Source organism: Bacillus infantis (assembly GCF_050107595.1).
GTDB classification, from domain to species: domain Bacteria; phylum Bacillota; class Bacilli; order Bacillales; family Cytobacillaceae; genus Bacillus_AB; species Bacillus_AB infantis_C.
On sequence record NZ_JBNILH010000013.1, the window covers coordinates 62,787 to 78,266 of the forward strand.

The 15,480-nt window shown below is 41.7% G+C and carries 22 protein-coding genes; all 22 read right to left on the bottom strand.

Annotated features, from left to right (window positions below; all coding sequences use genetic code 11):
• Positions 1-41: 41 nt before the first annotated feature.
• On the bottom strand, positions 42-407 hold the full coding sequence (locus ACQCVH_RS22195) for a hypothetical protein (protein WP_426837771.1): 366 nt from the start codon (positions 405-407) through the stop codon (positions 42-44).
• 172 nt (positions 408-579) lie between these two features.
• Positions 580-990, bottom strand: coding sequence for a hypothetical protein (locus tag ACQCVH_RS22200; protein WP_426837772.1), 411 nt, complete (start codon positions 988-990; stop codon positions 580-582).
• Positions 991-1,299: 309 nt separating this feature from the next.
• Positions 1,300-1,437 carry an XkdX family protein gene (locus tag ACQCVH_RS22205; protein ID WP_426837773.1) on the bottom strand — a complete coding sequence of 46 codons (138 nt, stop codon included), beginning with the start codon at positions 1,435-1,437 and terminating at the stop codon, positions 1,300-1,302.
• Positions 1,438-1,439: 2 nt separating this feature from the next.
• Positions 1,440-1,658 carry a hypothetical protein gene (locus tag ACQCVH_RS22210; RefSeq protein WP_426837774.1) on the bottom strand — a complete coding sequence of 73 codons (219 nt, stop codon included), beginning with the start codon at positions 1,656-1,658 and terminating at the stop codon, positions 1,440-1,442.
• Positions 1,658-3,430, bottom strand: a complete 1,773-nt coding sequence (locus ACQCVH_RS22215) for a hypothetical protein (RefSeq protein WP_426837775.1) — start codon at positions 3,428-3,430, stop codon at positions 1,658-1,660. The genes ACQCVH_RS22210 and ACQCVH_RS22215 overlap by 1 nt, the downstream gene beginning before the upstream one ends.
• A 3-nt stretch (positions 3,431-3,433) precedes the next feature.
• Positions 3,434-4,498, bottom strand: coding sequence for a phage tail-collar fiber domain-containing protein (locus ACQCVH_RS22220; RefSeq protein WP_426837776.1), 1,065 nt, complete (start codon positions 4,496-4,498; stop codon positions 3,434-3,436).
• The gene (locus ACQCVH_RS22225; protein WP_426837777.1) at positions 4,491-5,099 is read right to left on the bottom strand and encodes a putative phage tail protein; all 609 of its coding nucleotides are present in this window, start codon (positions 5,097-5,099) and stop codon (positions 4,491-4,493) included. The genes ACQCVH_RS22220 and ACQCVH_RS22225 overlap by 8 nt, the downstream gene beginning before the upstream one ends.
• A complete protein-coding gene (locus ACQCVH_RS22230) occupies positions 5,092-6,162 on the bottom strand; it encodes a baseplate J/gp47 family protein (RefSeq protein ID WP_426837778.1) in 1,071 nt (356 codons plus the stop codon). Before ACQCVH_RS22230 ends, ACQCVH_RS22225 begins: the two co-directional genes overlap by 8 nt.
• On the bottom strand, positions 6,155-6,592 hold the full coding sequence (locus tag ACQCVH_RS22235; protein ID WP_426837779.1) for a DUF2634 domain-containing protein: 438 nt from the start codon (positions 6,590-6,592) through the stop codon (positions 6,155-6,157). Before ACQCVH_RS22235 ends, ACQCVH_RS22230 begins: the two co-directional genes overlap by 8 nt.
• Positions 6,576-7,025, bottom strand: coding sequence for a DUF2577 domain-containing protein (locus ACQCVH_RS22240; RefSeq protein WP_426837780.1), 450 nt, complete (start codon positions 7,023-7,025; stop codon positions 6,576-6,578). Before ACQCVH_RS22240 ends, ACQCVH_RS22235 begins: the two co-directional genes overlap by 17 nt.
• A complete protein-coding gene (locus ACQCVH_RS22245) occupies positions 7,025-7,960 on the bottom strand; it encodes an XkdQ/YqbQ family protein (RefSeq protein WP_426837781.1) in 936 nt (311 codons plus the stop codon). The genes ACQCVH_RS22240 and ACQCVH_RS22245 overlap by 1 nt, the downstream gene beginning before the upstream one ends.
• The gene (locus tag ACQCVH_RS22250; protein ID WP_426837782.1) at positions 7,957-8,370 is read right to left on the bottom strand and encodes a hypothetical protein; all 414 of its coding nucleotides are present in this window, start codon (positions 8,368-8,370) and stop codon (positions 7,957-7,959) included. Before ACQCVH_RS22250 ends, ACQCVH_RS22245 begins: the two co-directional genes overlap by 4 nt.
• Positions 8,371-8,385: 15 nt before the next feature.
• On the bottom strand, positions 8,386-10,488 hold the full coding sequence (locus ACQCVH_RS22255) for a phage tail tape measure protein (protein WP_426837784.1): 2,103 nt from the start codon (positions 10,486-10,488) through the stop codon (positions 8,386-8,388).
• Positions 10,489-10,657: 169 nt separating this feature from the next.
• On the bottom strand, positions 10,658-11,053 hold the full coding sequence (locus ACQCVH_RS22260; protein WP_426837785.1) for a phage tail assembly chaperone: 396 nt from the start codon (positions 11,051-11,053) through the stop codon (positions 10,658-10,660).
• Between the two features lie 13 nt (positions 11,054-11,066).
• Positions 11,067-11,501, bottom strand: a complete 435-nt coding sequence (locus tag ACQCVH_RS22265) for a phage tail tube protein (RefSeq protein ID WP_426837787.1) — start codon at positions 11,499-11,501, stop codon at positions 11,067-11,069.
• A gap of 12 nt (positions 11,502-11,513) precedes the next feature.
• Positions 11,514-12,572: a phage tail sheath C-terminal domain-containing protein gene (locus ACQCVH_RS22270; RefSeq protein ID WP_426837789.1), complete on the bottom strand. Its 1,059-nt coding sequence runs from the start codon at positions 12,570-12,572 to the stop codon at positions 11,514-11,516.
• 5 nt (positions 12,573-12,577) lie between these two features.
• Positions 12,578-13,012, bottom strand: a complete 435-nt coding sequence (locus ACQCVH_RS22275) for a phage tail terminator family protein (RefSeq protein ID WP_426837790.1) — start codon at positions 13,010-13,012, stop codon at positions 12,578-12,580.
• Positions 13,009-13,425: an HK97 gp10 family phage protein gene (locus ACQCVH_RS22280; protein WP_426837839.1), complete on the bottom strand. Its 417-nt coding sequence runs from the start codon at positions 13,423-13,425 to the stop codon at positions 13,009-13,011. Before ACQCVH_RS22280 ends, ACQCVH_RS22275 begins: the two co-directional genes overlap by 4 nt.
• Complete coding sequence (locus tag ACQCVH_RS22285; RefSeq protein ID WP_426837792.1) at positions 13,425-13,754, bottom strand: phage head closure protein; 330 nt, start codon at positions 13,752-13,754, stop codon at positions 13,425-13,427. Before ACQCVH_RS22285 ends, ACQCVH_RS22280 begins: the two co-directional genes overlap by 1 nt.
• On the bottom strand, positions 13,751-13,918 hold the full coding sequence (locus tag ACQCVH_RS22290) for a hypothetical protein (RefSeq protein WP_426837794.1): 168 nt from the start codon (positions 13,916-13,918) through the stop codon (positions 13,751-13,753). Before ACQCVH_RS22290 ends, ACQCVH_RS22285 begins: the two co-directional genes overlap by 4 nt.
• Positions 13,872-14,213 carry a head-tail connector protein gene (locus ACQCVH_RS22295; protein ID WP_426837795.1) on the bottom strand — a complete coding sequence of 114 codons (342 nt, stop codon included), beginning with the start codon at positions 14,211-14,213 and terminating at the stop codon, positions 13,872-13,874. Before ACQCVH_RS22295 ends, ACQCVH_RS22290 begins: the two co-directional genes overlap by 47 nt.
• A gap of 22 nt (positions 14,214-14,235) precedes the next feature.
• A complete protein-coding gene (locus ACQCVH_RS22300) occupies positions 14,236-15,441 on the bottom strand; it encodes a phage major capsid protein (RefSeq protein WP_426837796.1) in 1,206 nt (401 codons plus the stop codon).
• Between the last annotated feature and the right edge of the window lie 39 nt (positions 15,442-15,480).

The following is a 15,480-nucleotide window of genomic DNA, read 5'->3' on the forward strand; positions in this document are numbered from 1 at the left end:
GTACTCTAAATAAATCTGACGAAGAACTTAGACAATGAAAATTAATAAGGCGTGAGGTATCCAACAAAATCATTTTGTTTTTCATGACGTACATTTTTCAAATAGAGTCTGTAATTTCCTGCAGGAACTTTTATTGAATAGTTTATATCTGGATCTGTATTATGCAAAGTTCCACCAGTCTTTCGGTTACCGTTAGAATCTAACACATAAAACTCAACAGCCCATCCCCAGTTAATTCCTACTTTAATATTTAGGTTACCTGGTGTATAAACAGAAGTCGTAGATCGGGGAGTAGTTATGTCTCCTTTAAGTGTAACCTCATAACCTGCTGCTGAAGCCGACGAGTTAAATGCAAAAGTAACAGCTGCCAAAAGCACGACAATTAAAGGTATAAACTTCTTCTTCATTCTAAAACCTCCTTTTGCATACATTATATAGCATATTTTGTAATAAAATAGGAATAAATGTAAAAATAAGTAATACTGACTATTCTTATTAGTTATATATTCATATTGTTCATCAAATACTGGAGTTTGGTGTCAGAAAAAAACCCCACCTAAATGTAGGTGAGGTCAAATATTAATAGTGCTTGTTACCGTTTGCTTCTCTTACTTTAACACTTGTATCAATTTGCTCTCCATCAATGTCCTTGATTTGCGAATCTGGAGTAAACTCAATATACGTACTATCAGCAGCATCTGCATAAGGGTCATGAAGTAAATTAAAGAAATGTAAGGTGAGAATTTTTCCGGTTGAATCAAGAGTTATTTTACTAATGCTTCCATCAGCTCCATATCCCCCGATTACATCTCCGATAACGGTAAATGTCCCTATATTATAGGAGACACCATTTAATTCTACAAATTCAAGATTATCGAATTCTTCTTCTGCACGAAGGTAATAATCGTTCCCTGGTATAACTTCTCCACCCTTTGTAAGTGCAAAATTTATTGTAGAAGGATCTATTTCTTTACTGAACGTTATTACCATTTCGTCCCCATCATCGAATTGTCCTTCTACTCCAGTTGCGCCATTTTTAAAGTCAATGCTTGATACAAAGAATGATGGAGTTACTGGTATACCATTGCTATTCTCGTCTTATACCTTCTCTATATCTTGGATTTATAACGAGCCTTCACCGTGCGGGCGACTTTCATCGCACACGGCGATCCGCCAGCTTAGATCTTAAAACTTATTTCCCCATAATCAATATCGGCCATTAAATGGTTATGTTTAGATTTATAAAGATATCTTTCATTATCCACTATTACTTAAGCCTTATAAGCCCCCCTCTCTGTATTAAAAACCCTTACTTGTTATGGTTTTGTATTCGTCAGGTGTAATTTCTCCATATGGATTGGAGTCAGTCTTTACAGCCAAGCGGAGTTGATCTGCTGTAACCCATTTTTGGTTGAAAGCTAATTGCCAAAACGCCATTATCAAGCACCTCCTTTTAATTGCATAACTTCTATTTTCAAAAGGGAAACCTGCTGTCCAACACTGTTCAGCAAAGCTTCCCTTTGAATGTCCTTTAGCTTGGCCAAAGCCAACTGCTGACCTAAAGTCGCGATCTGCTCATCTTTTGTAAGGCCAGAAAAAGCCTTTTGCAATGTTCCAAGTTCTCCGTTTTGATTCCTTATATATCTTTCAATGGCCATTATTCAAGCACCCCGCTTATCAAATTAATGGCAGCCGGCGAAGTTGTATCTTCCCTGGTAAGCTTGAGTTTCAGGATAATCTTTGACTTTGCCTCTGTAGCCTGGTAGCCGAATTCATCCTCCATGCTGTCTGTGCCACCGACCGGGGCCGAATTAGTCAAAGTCATTGGTACGAAGTTCTCCTGATCGTCCGGTCCAGTCATTGAAATTTCGGCCTCGATGCCTAAATCCCCAATCTCTCTCTGAATCCAAGCGATGACTTCCTGCGCCGAACCGGCAGGAGGAGTAATTTCATAGATGGCAACCGCAGCCTTCTGTGGAGTGCTGTTTTTGGTTTTCGTAATTGTCCGCAGCTCGGTATCCTTGGCGCCATAAATGTCTTCTGCCTCAATTTCTATGGGATTGCTCCCTTCTGCCAGGTCCTTGATGTCAATATCAAATGACCATTCACCTGGCACATCCTCATAGAACACAACGGCCTCACCGCTGTTAAGGAGATAAGAAAGCTTTACTACATCGCCCTCAGGATCCGTAACAGAGCCTGTTACTCGGAGCTTTTCAGCATTGATGCTGTTGGAAATGGGTTCTATTGCATTGAAAACGAGCTCTGGAGCCCTGTTAGGTACAACAAAAAAAGTCCTCACTGTATCAGGGGACTTTCCGTTCTGGTCATCTTCACTCCATACTGTAAGGGTATGTTCTACCCCTCCCGCCAGCTCTCCAGAAACAATATTTTCACCGTCATACAGGAATCCCTGCCTGAAGGTGAGCTGCTTTGAAAACGTCAATGGAGTGGATCCATCCGATACCTTTGCATCGATGGTTTTATAAGGACCGTTATTAATTTCGTATTTAACGCTTAAAACATTCCCGTTGTCGGTTTCAACAGCATTTCCCTCGATTGTAAAGACGCTGGCTTCGTAAAGCGTTTGGCTGTCTGACATGTTAAGCGTTAGGGTCGGCGCTGCGTTGTGAACAATTTCATATTCAGGTGAAACGGAATATGGTGAATATAAGCCTCCGGAGTCCTTAGACCTCACTCTGAATCTCGCCCTGTTTTTTGTTTTGTCTGAAGTAATAGTGTAGGGCTTCTGATTACTTTGAAGGCTGGTATCGACATTCACCCATGGAATATTAGTATCTCCAGCAGAGTATTCTATTTTTTGTAATTCGTAAGTTACTGGACCTTCTGCATCAGTACTCACTCCAAATGCAAAATTGTACGTTTCCCCACCCTTTAAAATCATTCCGCTTGCCGGGCTTGTGAATGCGCCGGGCGTGGATGGGGCGGTGTTTGCTAAACCTTGCCTTTCGTACCACCAACCGTCAGAATTTCTCGCGTTATTTGTATACGCGTTATATTCTGCGTTTATATATTCAATAAAAGAGCCTTTTGAATACTCTGTACGGACGGACGCTGTGACCTTGTAATAAATGAAACTTCTATAACCGCTTCCGCTATTCCCTCCGCCTATGTCTATTCTGCTGACATTACTTCCGGTCTTAAAATAATAAGTCCCGTTAGGCAAATCCCGCAGTGTATTAGATGTCGAATAACTTGTAGGCTGCGACAACACAATATTATTAGATGAATCTATTGTTGCCGCTTTGTATAGGAGCTCATTTCCATACGCCAAATATCCTGCCATGTCAATAAGTGAATAAGGGGTATACGAATCGCTAATATCGTATGTCGTATACCTGTTGTCAGGCGCTAAAAAAGGCACTTGTTTGGAAATGGCGTGAAACTTCGCCCATTGATATAAAGCCATCTATTAAACCCCCTCACTAACTAAAATGGTATATGTTACCCATTCACCTATACGAATCTCACCATTGGTGCTATCGCGAATCACGCTTGAACGGGAGATCCTGGCCCCTTTTTGGTAGTCATTGACGAGAGCAGCCACATTGAGAGTGTTTTCGCCTACAGACGTTATAAAAACCTCTTCATGGTTCACATCGTCCTCTATTGTCACCTGTGTTTTCGGAAAAAAGGTGCCGGAAACCATATCGATAGAAAGGGTTGTTGCCCCTGCCTGTGCTGGCTGCGTCATATCTGCTGCTGCATCATCAAATATCATTCGGTTCGGAGTACCCTCAATCGTATCTAAAAAGGATCCGTTGCTTCCGGGTGCCCTTCCGTCCACTTCCAGCTGCAGCATGATTCGTTTATCATTCCGATCTAACTGCTCGATGGAGTTAGAGGCTGCTTCCCACCAGTTTTCTTTTCCAGTGATGGACTTCATGATATACGCCACACTATTTAGAATGTCTGATAGTGTACCCGAGCCTCCTGTAGCTCCTGCTGAAGGGTTTAGATTCCGGATTGCCTCTGGGTGTGCTTCGGTATCAGTCTTTTCAAGGTGCTCATCGAAATCCACCTTGCTGACAACCCCTAATGGATTAATTTCTGCTTTGACTTCCGATGTGGTTCCGATAACCACAGTAATATCAAATTCATTATTAACCGCTGTAGACCCGCCCGCTGGTGGAATATAATCCGCGTTGTTCGCAGTCGTCACGGCATAGAGTATTTCCTCGCCGGTTTCATCAAACGCAAAGATTCCAACCTCTCTGACGAAAAATCCCTGAGAAAGACCTGCATTTGTAATATTGGTCCGTATGTGGCACATCCCACTCTTATCAGCTTGAATATGAGTGATTGGAAGGTCCAGCTTTGGGCTGATCAAATCATTCAGCTCTTCCAGGTTAACTTCCTGGGAAACCTCGCCATCCCCGAGCTTTGCCTTTGTAAAATGAAGAGCCAGTCCAGCCTGGGTTTTAGCCACTAATGCCCGGCCTTTTGCCGTAAGTATAATGCCTTTATATTCAGCCATTTGCGCTCACCTCCGCATGTATCGTTGTTCTATTCCAGGACGAGATGTACCCGCCGAAATATTGCTGCCCCTTTATATCAGGCATGTTGAATTGGACCGGCTCAATGTGGGCTTGTTTGTACTCAGAGATAAATCCGCCGGCATAAAGGTTCATATCCAATTCCGATTGTATATTTAAAATAGTCCGCAGATGTGCGGGTTTAATATCGTCAATTATCTGATGAAACATGGGAAGATTAGAATCCTCATACCCTTGATTTTTCTCTATGTTAAAGACTATTCTCCCATTAAATGATACGGATATTTTCGTCTTAAGAATAGCTGAAGTGACATTTTCTAATATCAAATGGTCAAGTTTGCCGTTTGCCTGCAATTTAGCTTTAATAACAGCCCGTCTGTCTTCATAGGATTTCTGTAGTGCAGTTGGGATTTTTAATTCCTTCTCATAAAGTTCTAATGCCCAAGTGGCTGTATCAATGGATGATTGTTGACGGAAATCATCCAATTCTATTTCTAAACGCTCGAATTCACTAAGTTCACTGGTTATTATCTCTTGAAAAACTTTGCTTTTCTTGAGATAGGTCGGGAGGTAATTAAGCAATGGAAATCTCTCCTAACACAGCGACTTCATCTTCTGCCACTGTAATGTTGAATACCCCATCGTTAACTAAAAGCTGAGAGTAATCTAATATTCCTGTACTGTTTAATATCATGCTGCCGATTTGTGCATAGGAGACAAATCCTTGTTGGAAGGCAATCGCTCTCAAATATTCCATTAGCTTTTCAGAAACGCTTTGCTGAATATCCAAAAGGCTAAAACCAGCCTGTAATGTCCCTATAAAAGAAATATTAATTGTGACTGCATTTGCACTTACAACTGTACAGAAGGATCCAAGTGAAGATTGCCCTTCTCCCAAACCTGCAGCCTCTGGATCAATATACTCCTGGACTGATGCAATTAATTCCTGGTCAGCAGGTTGCATATTTGAATCTATGATAACAACCTTCACCGTGTTGTCCCCATTCCATAACGGAAAAACGCGCGCGTCCCCCACGCCTGTAACTTCTTTTGCCCAATTCCTAAAATGAAATTTATTATTACTGGTGCTGGGGGTCTGAATTCTTTCAAAATATCTCTCTAACAATGCTGCGTCAGTTTCTGCTTCGTACCCATCCGTAAAGGAGCTTGGATTGGTAACTGAAATAATCCCTGGCAAGGTCACTGGAATAAACCGAATAGCATTGGCAGGAACATTGCCCACCGTTCCATATTCATCACACTCAAACAAAACCAGTGCTTTCCCCGAAGAATCTACAACCTTAACTTCCATGCTTGAATAGAAAACATTGTCTGACGCCACTTTGTCTCCAATATTAACGACAGAACCAGGCAAACCCGTAATTTCTACATAGTCGCTCGCCTTCGTGGCACCTTTCCTTTTAATACCGGTACGTTCAAAGATCCTCTGTTCCAATTCAGTGCCTGCCAAGTTTTCAATACTCAGCTTATCCTTGGCGTTCTCAAGGCTTGTACTAAACTTTTCAAATTGAATGGCAGCTGGCTTAGTGGAATCATAAATGAATGAACCCTCAGATTTATCATAGGTATCAGAAACATCATTAAGCATTTCTTTGTGGATTTCATCTCTTGTCAAGTTATTCACGAGAATAAATCACCTCTTGATTTAACGAGTCTCCATCAGCCAGAATGACCTCAAAGGAAATGCGCAGCAAAGATTTCTCCCTTTCAACCCTGAAATCTTCCAGGGAATCTATCATGGGATGCCTTAGTAAGGCCACCGTAATTTCCCTTTTTTGTTCTGATTCAATAAATGGGAGTGAAAACGAATGTCCTATGATTAAATCCTCGATAATGACACCGTATTCCTCTTCACGCTCTTCTTTTTCATATATTTCAAATCGAAATTTCTCTGTTTTCAATACTTTATTAATCCACACCTTAAGTGCCTCTTTCCCTTCAACCGGCACTAACTTTCCGTTTCTGAAAACAAAATCGCCCTTGTCAAAATCAAATAAAAAAGACTTGCCGCTATAGCTAGTCTCAAGATCTTGCTCTTCATCCTGAAGCTCCACCTCTATCTCCGGAAACATCTAAAATCACCGCCTTGTCAATTACTACAAATGATTGGCTATTATGGGAAGGAATCAAGATAACGTAATCATTCTTTACTATTGTGTCAGTCCATGTTATTTTCCCTGAAGAAGTAACCATTTGAGAGTCAACGTTTAAAGAGGCAATTTCATGTGAATGAGCGCTTGCTACTTCAGTTTGACCACAATCAGTATCCCTGAATTGAAGGTCTGCCTCACTTATCTCATACTCCCGGTTGTACCCACTCAGAACATGGGCAGAAAAAACTAAATGAGATTTATCCAAGATGATATTTTTATCTAATTCAATCTTAATATCTGGGAAATCAGCAATAACCTTTCCAATAAGATAACCTTCGTATGGAACATTGTTTCTTTCTTTGAACATTTTTGCTAATTCTATATAAGCCCTCATTAGGCCACCCCCAATGAAAGCGACATTCGGTGTATTCCATTACTAAATGAATGAGTACAATCAGTAATCAAATAGTCTCCTACAATTCCTGTCACTGGTTCATTGATTCGCAATATCCTGCCGGACCTTACATCGTCATTACCCAGCAATTCCAGGCTGTTCTCTTCGCGAATCACATTCAGTTCCTTGAGCAACTGGCTGGCGATATTTTTTGCCTTAGCCATATCTTTTTTATCAACCGTTTGAATTTCTTGAAGAAGCCCATACTTTTTGATGTTTCCTGCATTTTTTGCTTCGGCAACAATTTTACTCACTTTCTCACCCTCTGAGACAATTAAGATACTGTTTTTCATTTCTTCAATGGACTGAGTTCGGGATGGATTCCCTATCAAATTGATCCTTGCATTTATCATAAGGTCCCTTTGCCTTTCAATATGAAGGACTCCAGCTCGCATTTCCAACCTATACTTTGTGCCCGTTTCATTAGTGGCTTGTTCCAGAATGTCCTTGATAATGTCGCTAATTACATCTTCCTTATAAATCTTTGAAATCCGGGTCGGGATACCAACAATTTGATTTGGAATGCTATACTCAGTCAGTACCTTTTGAATAGCCTCACTTGCTGCATGCTTATTAAACTGGATGATAGTTTTGCTCTTGTTTAAATAAAAGGCATAGTCAAAGCAGATGTACTTCTTGGGGGATCTCCCACTGGTACTTTCCGAAATTACGATGCCTTGGAATAACACCTTTCCATTCTTTAAGGTTACAGCATCCCCTATGGAGACTACTTTTTTAGGGAATTTTGGCATATCGGAGTATGCCAGGTTAAATTCTAACTTTGCCCCTAAAGCATCAATATTGTCGCTCCAGCTTAAATCACCAACCAAATCCGTGATATTAGAGCCATTTACATACAATTGATGGACCATCATGTCACCCGTGGAAATCTGTATTCTTTTATATCCAGAGTAAATTGAATATCACCGGCTTGATCGAATCCGTGAGTGAAATTATCTATGGTTATGGCCAAATTCAATAACTCTTGGCCCTTTTTGTTAGTTATAACTACACGTATGGGAACCCTTTTCTTTCTCCATTTTTCAAAGAATGTGACAGCCTGGTTTCCGAGCACTGCACTCTTGGCAAAGGGATATCTTTTCATTGGAAAGAAGGAAGAGATGCTAAATGATACTAACCCTTTTAAACCAATTAAATTCAGTTCGCCTTGCTGAATGGTATCAAAAGTTTCATTCGTTTGTGGCGAATCCCATGTGAGATCAGGAGGGACAATAGGCAATTTGAGAATTTCTTCACGGTTATTAGCAGAAAAAACAATGTCCATCGCAATACCTCCTCTTTACAAGTTTGCCAATGCTAATTTTAATTCAGGAACTAATTCATTTATTACTTGTGACACTGTTAATCCCTGTGGATAGACTTGGAGGATAACAGTATTCTTTTTGCTCGACTCTTCCGTGTGGTTCACATATTCGTTTTGAATAGTAGCCGACCCATTTCCTTTTCCACCTATCGGAAGGGAATCAATATTATCAATGGTTACTCCCTGCTGCCTAAGTTTTTTAGACTGTGACGCCGGTATTATCATTTCATCCTTATGAAGCTCAGCAACATAACCATTAAACGGTACCCTATTTAAACCTGTAGCATGTGACCCGTTAAGGAAACCTCCAACTTTACTAGTTACACTGCCCAGTGTTTTGCCTACTGTAGATACCCATTTTGGCATTTTGAAATTAGTTATTGCGCTTTTAAAACTTTCCCATTTTTCCAAAGCGCTTTTTACCCATTCTACAATTGCACCGAAGAACGCACCTGCCTTTTCTTTAATGGTGTCAAAGTTTTTATATATTAATATTCCCGCGGCTACTATGGCTCCAAATGGACCGGCTGCTAAAGCTAATAGTGGATTATCAAGAAGCCTTTGCCATAGTTGACCTGTCTTTTCTTTGATTGTGTCCCAGTTCCTATATAAAAGAACTCCTACCGCAACAACAGCGCCAATAGCAATGGCTATCCACCCCAGAGGAGACATAGCAAGTACCGCATTCAGAGCCCCTTGTGCAAACGCCAAGCCTTTCGTTACACCGCTCCATATCGTTGTGGCAATGGTCGCTACAGTCATAGCGCCTTTATAGAATAAAATAGCCCCTCCAACTCCGTACACAACTGGCTCAATAGTCCCCCAGTTATCATTAATGAAGTTATACATGCCGGTTGCCAGGTCAGTGACGCCAGCAATGCCGTCTACAATTCCTGGCAACCCAACGTCTTTTAGCCAAGTGAGCGCTGGCTGTCCTCCCTCAAAAGCTGATATCAACCAATCCTTCAAGGAAAGGGCCTTTTCTCCCAGATCAGCCATTACACCTTTAACGCCATCGATAGTGGGCCGGTTATCAGCTATGCTTGCTTTAATGTTTTGGAATGCGTCTACTACCCAGTCTTTTACTGTGACAGAAAAGGCTCCCAGACCAGCAATCCCATTCTTTACTCTGTCGATGGTGGGCTGATTGCCCTGTATTACGCTCCTAATGCTGCTAAACGCTGTAGTGCCAACACTCTTGACTTTATTAAATGCATTTACACCTTTATCAATAGCCCCAAGCATAAATCCTTGAATTTTAGGGATTTGTTTAAAGAACCATCCGGCAAATTGGGCTTGAAGAGGTAAGATCTTCTTACCAATCTCCTCTTTATAGTCCCCCCAGGCATTCTGCATTTGCTGAATTTTCCCCTGATCGGTCTCTGCCAAAGCCTTATTGACTCCACCAACGTTCATTTTCAGAACTTCTGCCAGAGTGGCGGCCTTCTGGGATTCAGACCCAAATTTCAAAACTTCTTCTTGTGCTTTCGTGAAGTTGATGCCTGCCCTAGAAAGGGCACCCACTTGTCCGTTCATGACTTTTCCGAACATGTTCCCAATATTCACGGCATCTTGCTGGGTAGCACCAAGGCCCTTCTGTTGAGCAATCAAATCAGCCATTCCTGGCATAAGTTTTTTAAGAGTTTCGCCCTGTAGCTGGAAGGTAGCCAATTGTTGAACACCAGATAACTGGACTTCGTCCCCTATTACCCCCATATTTTGCACTTCTGAAGCATAAGATTTTACACTTTGGATATGCTTATCCGTTACACCCTTTGTGTTTTTCATAACGGCGGCCAGTTTTGTTTCAGCATCAATTTGGGCTTTGGCAAGTTCAACTGCTTCATTCTTAAAATTATTTAATGACTTTAATCCCACGTAAGCAGCAGCTATGCCGGCAGCACTTTTAGCCACGCTGGAAAAGCTTGAAACTGCATTGTCTTTAAATTTCTTCACCTGGTTTCCGGCATATTTCATCTGCTTGTCAAAACCCTTTACGCCTTGACTCGCCTTTTTCATATTGGCTGAGAAGTCTTTATCCTTCAATGTCAAAATCGCAGACAATACTTTCTTGGCCATAATCTCACCTACCAAAAAAGAGACGGCTACGTGGCCCTCTCTTCATAATAAAGCTCCATACTAGACTCTAATAAGAGCTTTTCGTCCACCCGTAGATTCAATAGGTAATCTATCGCAAACCCTTTCTGGATATAGTGATGGAGAAAATAAAAGTCTCCATCACTTTTAATTAGTTTTTTAGATCAGACACCTTTTTGATTTTTGAGTGATAGCCCGCCAGTTCCATGCCTGATCCGCTGATATGTGAAATTTCTCCAACTTCAAAAATTTTCTCCACGATATCATATGGTTCCGCACAGCCAAATTCTTTGTGGAGCTCAGGATCCTTCAGATTAGGCTCTGAAACAATGTTGTAAACCATATGGATATCCGCCTGCTCCTGCCTTTTTTCATCATTAGCCATTTCCATGCACTCCAGGCATAGTGAGCGCTCTGGCTTACGAATGGTAATGCTGCCGCCAAGTCGTTCAATAAACAACTCTTCCGTTGTATCAGATTTCACCTGGTATTTTTCTTTATTTTGAATCAGTTGTGTAAGAGTAAGCTTTTTCACTTGTTCTTTCATTCGAATTCTCCTTTTAGGCTGAAACCAGATCGATAGGATCATAATCAGCGAAATTAAATGGCAACTCCTCCGTACCAAGGGCCTTTTGCTCAAATTTGAGCAACATGAACTCATTAAACGTTACTTCTTTAATAGCTACTCGTTCGCTTCCAAACGCATCTGGATCTGCAAGTTTGCCTACAAGCGTCACATCCGGAGTTTCTCCACGCTTTAATGCCTGTGCCATTAAAATGGCTCCTCTGCTATATACCTTTTTTACTGTCATGGAGCCTTCGCCGGCCCATCCGGTCATTTTCTTATGGGTGGCCAAGTCTTCCGCCATGTTGACGTCTTCAAAGTTCACTGTGACCTTTGCTTCAAAGCTCTCTATGTCGGTCCATTTCTCTCCATTAACCCAGACAGAACCGAAAGTGCCATTCATAACCCGATTACTCTTTACTTGCGGCATATTACTCCCTCCTTAAATAGCAATCTGGAAGTCCAGGTCTTCCATTGCGTCCACAATTTTTATATTTCCTGCAGCAAAAACAGTGCTCTTAAATGAATTATTTTTGACCTTTTGATCATCCCATTCAGTGGTATCGGTACCGATGCCTTCCCACGCTAAACGTTGGGCTGAAACATTAACATCTGCTCGGTTATCAAACGAAGGATCCAGTATGCTGTCTCCTGCTAATCCTTTAAAATAACTGTTTACAGAAATGAAAAATAGGACCTGATTGTCATAAGTATTGGGTACTTTCCCCACATATGAGTTGTTGAATGTATCCCGAATATCATCAGTAACCATTTCCATGACCTCAAGGATTTTAATCTTTTTAAAGTCCTCCGTCTTTTCAATAGTAGTAGATGTTAGGCTGTTAACCCCCCTGGCAATCTTAACCTTTTCCCCATCATTGATTAGAATCAGTTTTCCGGAGTCAATATCCTGGTCGGGGTTGTCACTTTCTTTAACGCTGTCCACTTCATTCAAGACAAAGTAAGTGGAAGACCTGGTAAAGGGGAGGCCGGCGAGCACGCCTGCTATACGGGCACAATATTCTTCTGTTGTATATGTCCTGGCACCAACCTGAATGTCATCAGTGGCAAAGTTAATAATGCCTTCATGATCAGCTTCAGCATTCGGAAGGACAGCCTTAAAGGTTTTCTTTTCATTTTCCCTCTTTGCCTTTATCCACGTTTCAATATCCGGCACTTCAGTGCTTAAGATCTCAGGGATTGCAAGGTAATTCCACTTCTTGCTTCCTAATCGCGCCAAGGCTGCATTGAAATCTGTTGCCTCCGTTCCAACCCTCTCGCATATGACTTTCTTTGGTGTGCCCTTCATAACCAGCTTAATAAAATCAGTATTTTCTGGTGACCAATCATTTCCCTTTATTTCTTCAATATCTTTATATTCCTTTGAATCAAAAGTGCTCGTGTCATCTCTTAGTATCAAAGAAACGATTCCCATAGCAGACCGCAAAATAGCACTTACAGCCTTTCCTTTAAACTCAATGTTTATTTCCGGTAATCCCATGCCACTCATCCTCTCTTTAACAATAACTCTTGCATTATCTGAATGTCTGATCCGTTCTCTAAACGGCTAGGCCTTCCATCAAAAAAGTGAATTTCAAACGAGAAGTCCAATACACCGTCGACAATATCTGAGACTGATTCTTGAATGTTCAAATGGCGATCAGCTACATGAAGCTTCAAATCGAAAAGTTCTTCCAGCTCTTCCTGTACACCTAGAATTTCAGAAGAGTAAGAATATCGATCGCTGGGGAAGTACAAGATGCGTATAGTTAGATTTTTTTCCACTTGAGTATCTGTTGAAGAACGCTCCATGTCATCCAGCTCAACAAAAAAGGAAGGCCGTTTAAAGCCTTCCTTCACGTCATTTGATTGGATTTCTATTTGGAACTGGTTACTCAATAGCGTATTCACTGCCAATTTGATGTCCTTATAGCTGATCATAGCTTTCCACTCTCCAGCAAATCATCCAGCCACGCATCCAGCATTTCTTCCATCTCTCCGGATTCAAATTCCCCCATCGATTCCTCCAGAACATGCTTTCCTTTTACAAATCCCAGTTCCTTGCCGTTTTTATCTTTTTGAATGTGGCCATGCTCTACTAAGTGGGCATGAGGGGAGGAATTATACACCCTGACCACAAATTCATCTTCTTTCGCTTTAAAGACCTTCCCTCTTTTCCATCCCTTATGATAATTACCAGTCAGCTTTTTGACTTGGCGCCTCGCTTTGCGGGCAACATGGGTTCTGGCTTTACTCCCCATTTTCCGCATGATTTTAGGAACCTCTCTTGGAAGCTCTTTTTGAGCTAAGGCCAGCAGCCTTCTTTCAAAATCGCTCAACCCCCTGATTTCCATCAATCCATCACTTCCGTGCAAAAGATTTCAAGTGTCTCGTTTTTAAAGTAGGGATTCAAGATATACTTAATTTCAAAAAGGCTTTCCCGGAACTTGATTTGCATGTCCTTTGTGATCTTCTTGCCAGCCACATATCGAACAATGATTTTATGGGTCACATTTGTCAGGATGGTTTCTGCTTCCTGCCTCTGCATAATTCCTGTCTGGGGAATGATGGCTGCATATAGGGACATCGTTTGTACATATTGATAACTGGTTTCTTTCAGTTCGTTGGTGACTTTCTGATTTTCAAGAACGTCAATCCGGTGATTCAGTTTACCTGGATTCACTCTTCATTCTCCGGCTTAATCTCTTCCCCCAAGTAACCCTTTTCTTGCAGCTCCTTGACCCTCTTAGCATCCCCTTCATCGTAAGGATTCTTAGGCAAATACTTTTCTTTACTGCCTTTATCCCTGAAAGGCCGAATCACTTGGTATGCTTTCTTTTTCGCCATTATTTACTCCTCCTTCAATTGGCATATATTGCAGTTGTGTCAATATGGATTGAATAGAGAACCGGACCTTGTCGCTAGGTCCGGTTCCAATTAATTCACGGTTTTCATACCAATCTGTTACAAGTACAAGGCAAAATAACTTTGCCTGTTTATTGGACGAATCAAAGGCTTTTCCAGTTGCTTGAAGCAGGTACGATTCCGCAGCACCGATAAGCATCTCAAGCGTCTCATCCTCTTCGCCAGCTTCATCATCCAGTCTTAGCCACCGTTTGGTTTCACTCACTTCTATGATCATAACGATCTCCTTTTCCTGCCTCCTACACAGTTGGAGTAATATCGAGTTGGCCGAACACCGCAGCCCCTGTGTCCCATGTTTTAATATCATCACGCATGAGGGCCCTTAGATCCGTGGTATCGCGCTTGAAAGCATCTCCGCCTTCTTTTGTGCTGGCCAGCTCGTAGAACTTACGGGAGAACAGGACAATCAACTGTTTTAAGTCCCCCATAATAATAGGCGCTGTCCCTGCACCTGTATCACTTGCCAGTTGGCGATTGTTGACCACCACAACCTGGCGCCCTTTAAATAACTTTTTCCCTGGCTGTGTTAGATCATCGACAAGCAAATAACGTCCAGTAGAATCTTTCAGGCCGTCTAAATGATTAAAGCCGTCTTGATTCGTAAGTATAATGCTGCTTAATGAAATCGCTGGATCCAGCTTAACATTCAGTGCAGAGCGCACGTCATCAAAGTCAGCCATTGGGGCCTTTGTTAAAGCATTTAGTTGGCTGAGAATCAGGGCATTTCTTGTTGCCACAGCTTTCTTTCCAATCCAGGTAGAGACATAATTGATTACATTCTGATCACTGTCAGCCAGCAATTCGTTGGTGATTGGAAGAATGCCGCCACGTTTTTTTACAGCATAAGAGAATGGACGGAATTTCGGATTGTCCATTAGAGGAATTTCATCATATTCCCCAATGACCGGGAATGGGGTTAATTCAGCATCAGCCTCGATCACTCGACTGCCAGACAGGGCTGTAACGGTTTCCACTGTTACATACTGGGAGAGATCAATAAACTGGCGTTTGACCTCATTGATTCGAGTTTGAATATCCTGCGGAACAATGAGAGAGGAATCTCCGTCTGACTGTCCAGCTGCCCCGCCTTCATTCATAACAGCACGCTTCTCATATTCTGAAATGATGCTTCTTTCTTCTGAGGAAACATTCTTTCTCCTTAACCCTTTTAAGAAAATCTGCCGATATTCTTTTTCAAGCTCGGCATCTTCTCTGGATTCCAAGGAGCTAGGCGGATTTGGGTTAAGTGGGTTTGCACCAGCATTATCTAAACCGCTGCGTTCCTCATTGGATAACGACTTTTGAATATCAATCTTCTTCTGAAGGTTGCGGACGTCCGCCATCCTTTTTTCAGCATCGTCTGTTTTGTCTTCAGCAAGTAATGTACGGACTTCCTGTTTCATTTGATCCAGTCGGTTTAATAGTTCTCTCAATTCTTTCGGCAATGTAATTCACTCCTAATGTGTATTTGAACATAAAAAAAA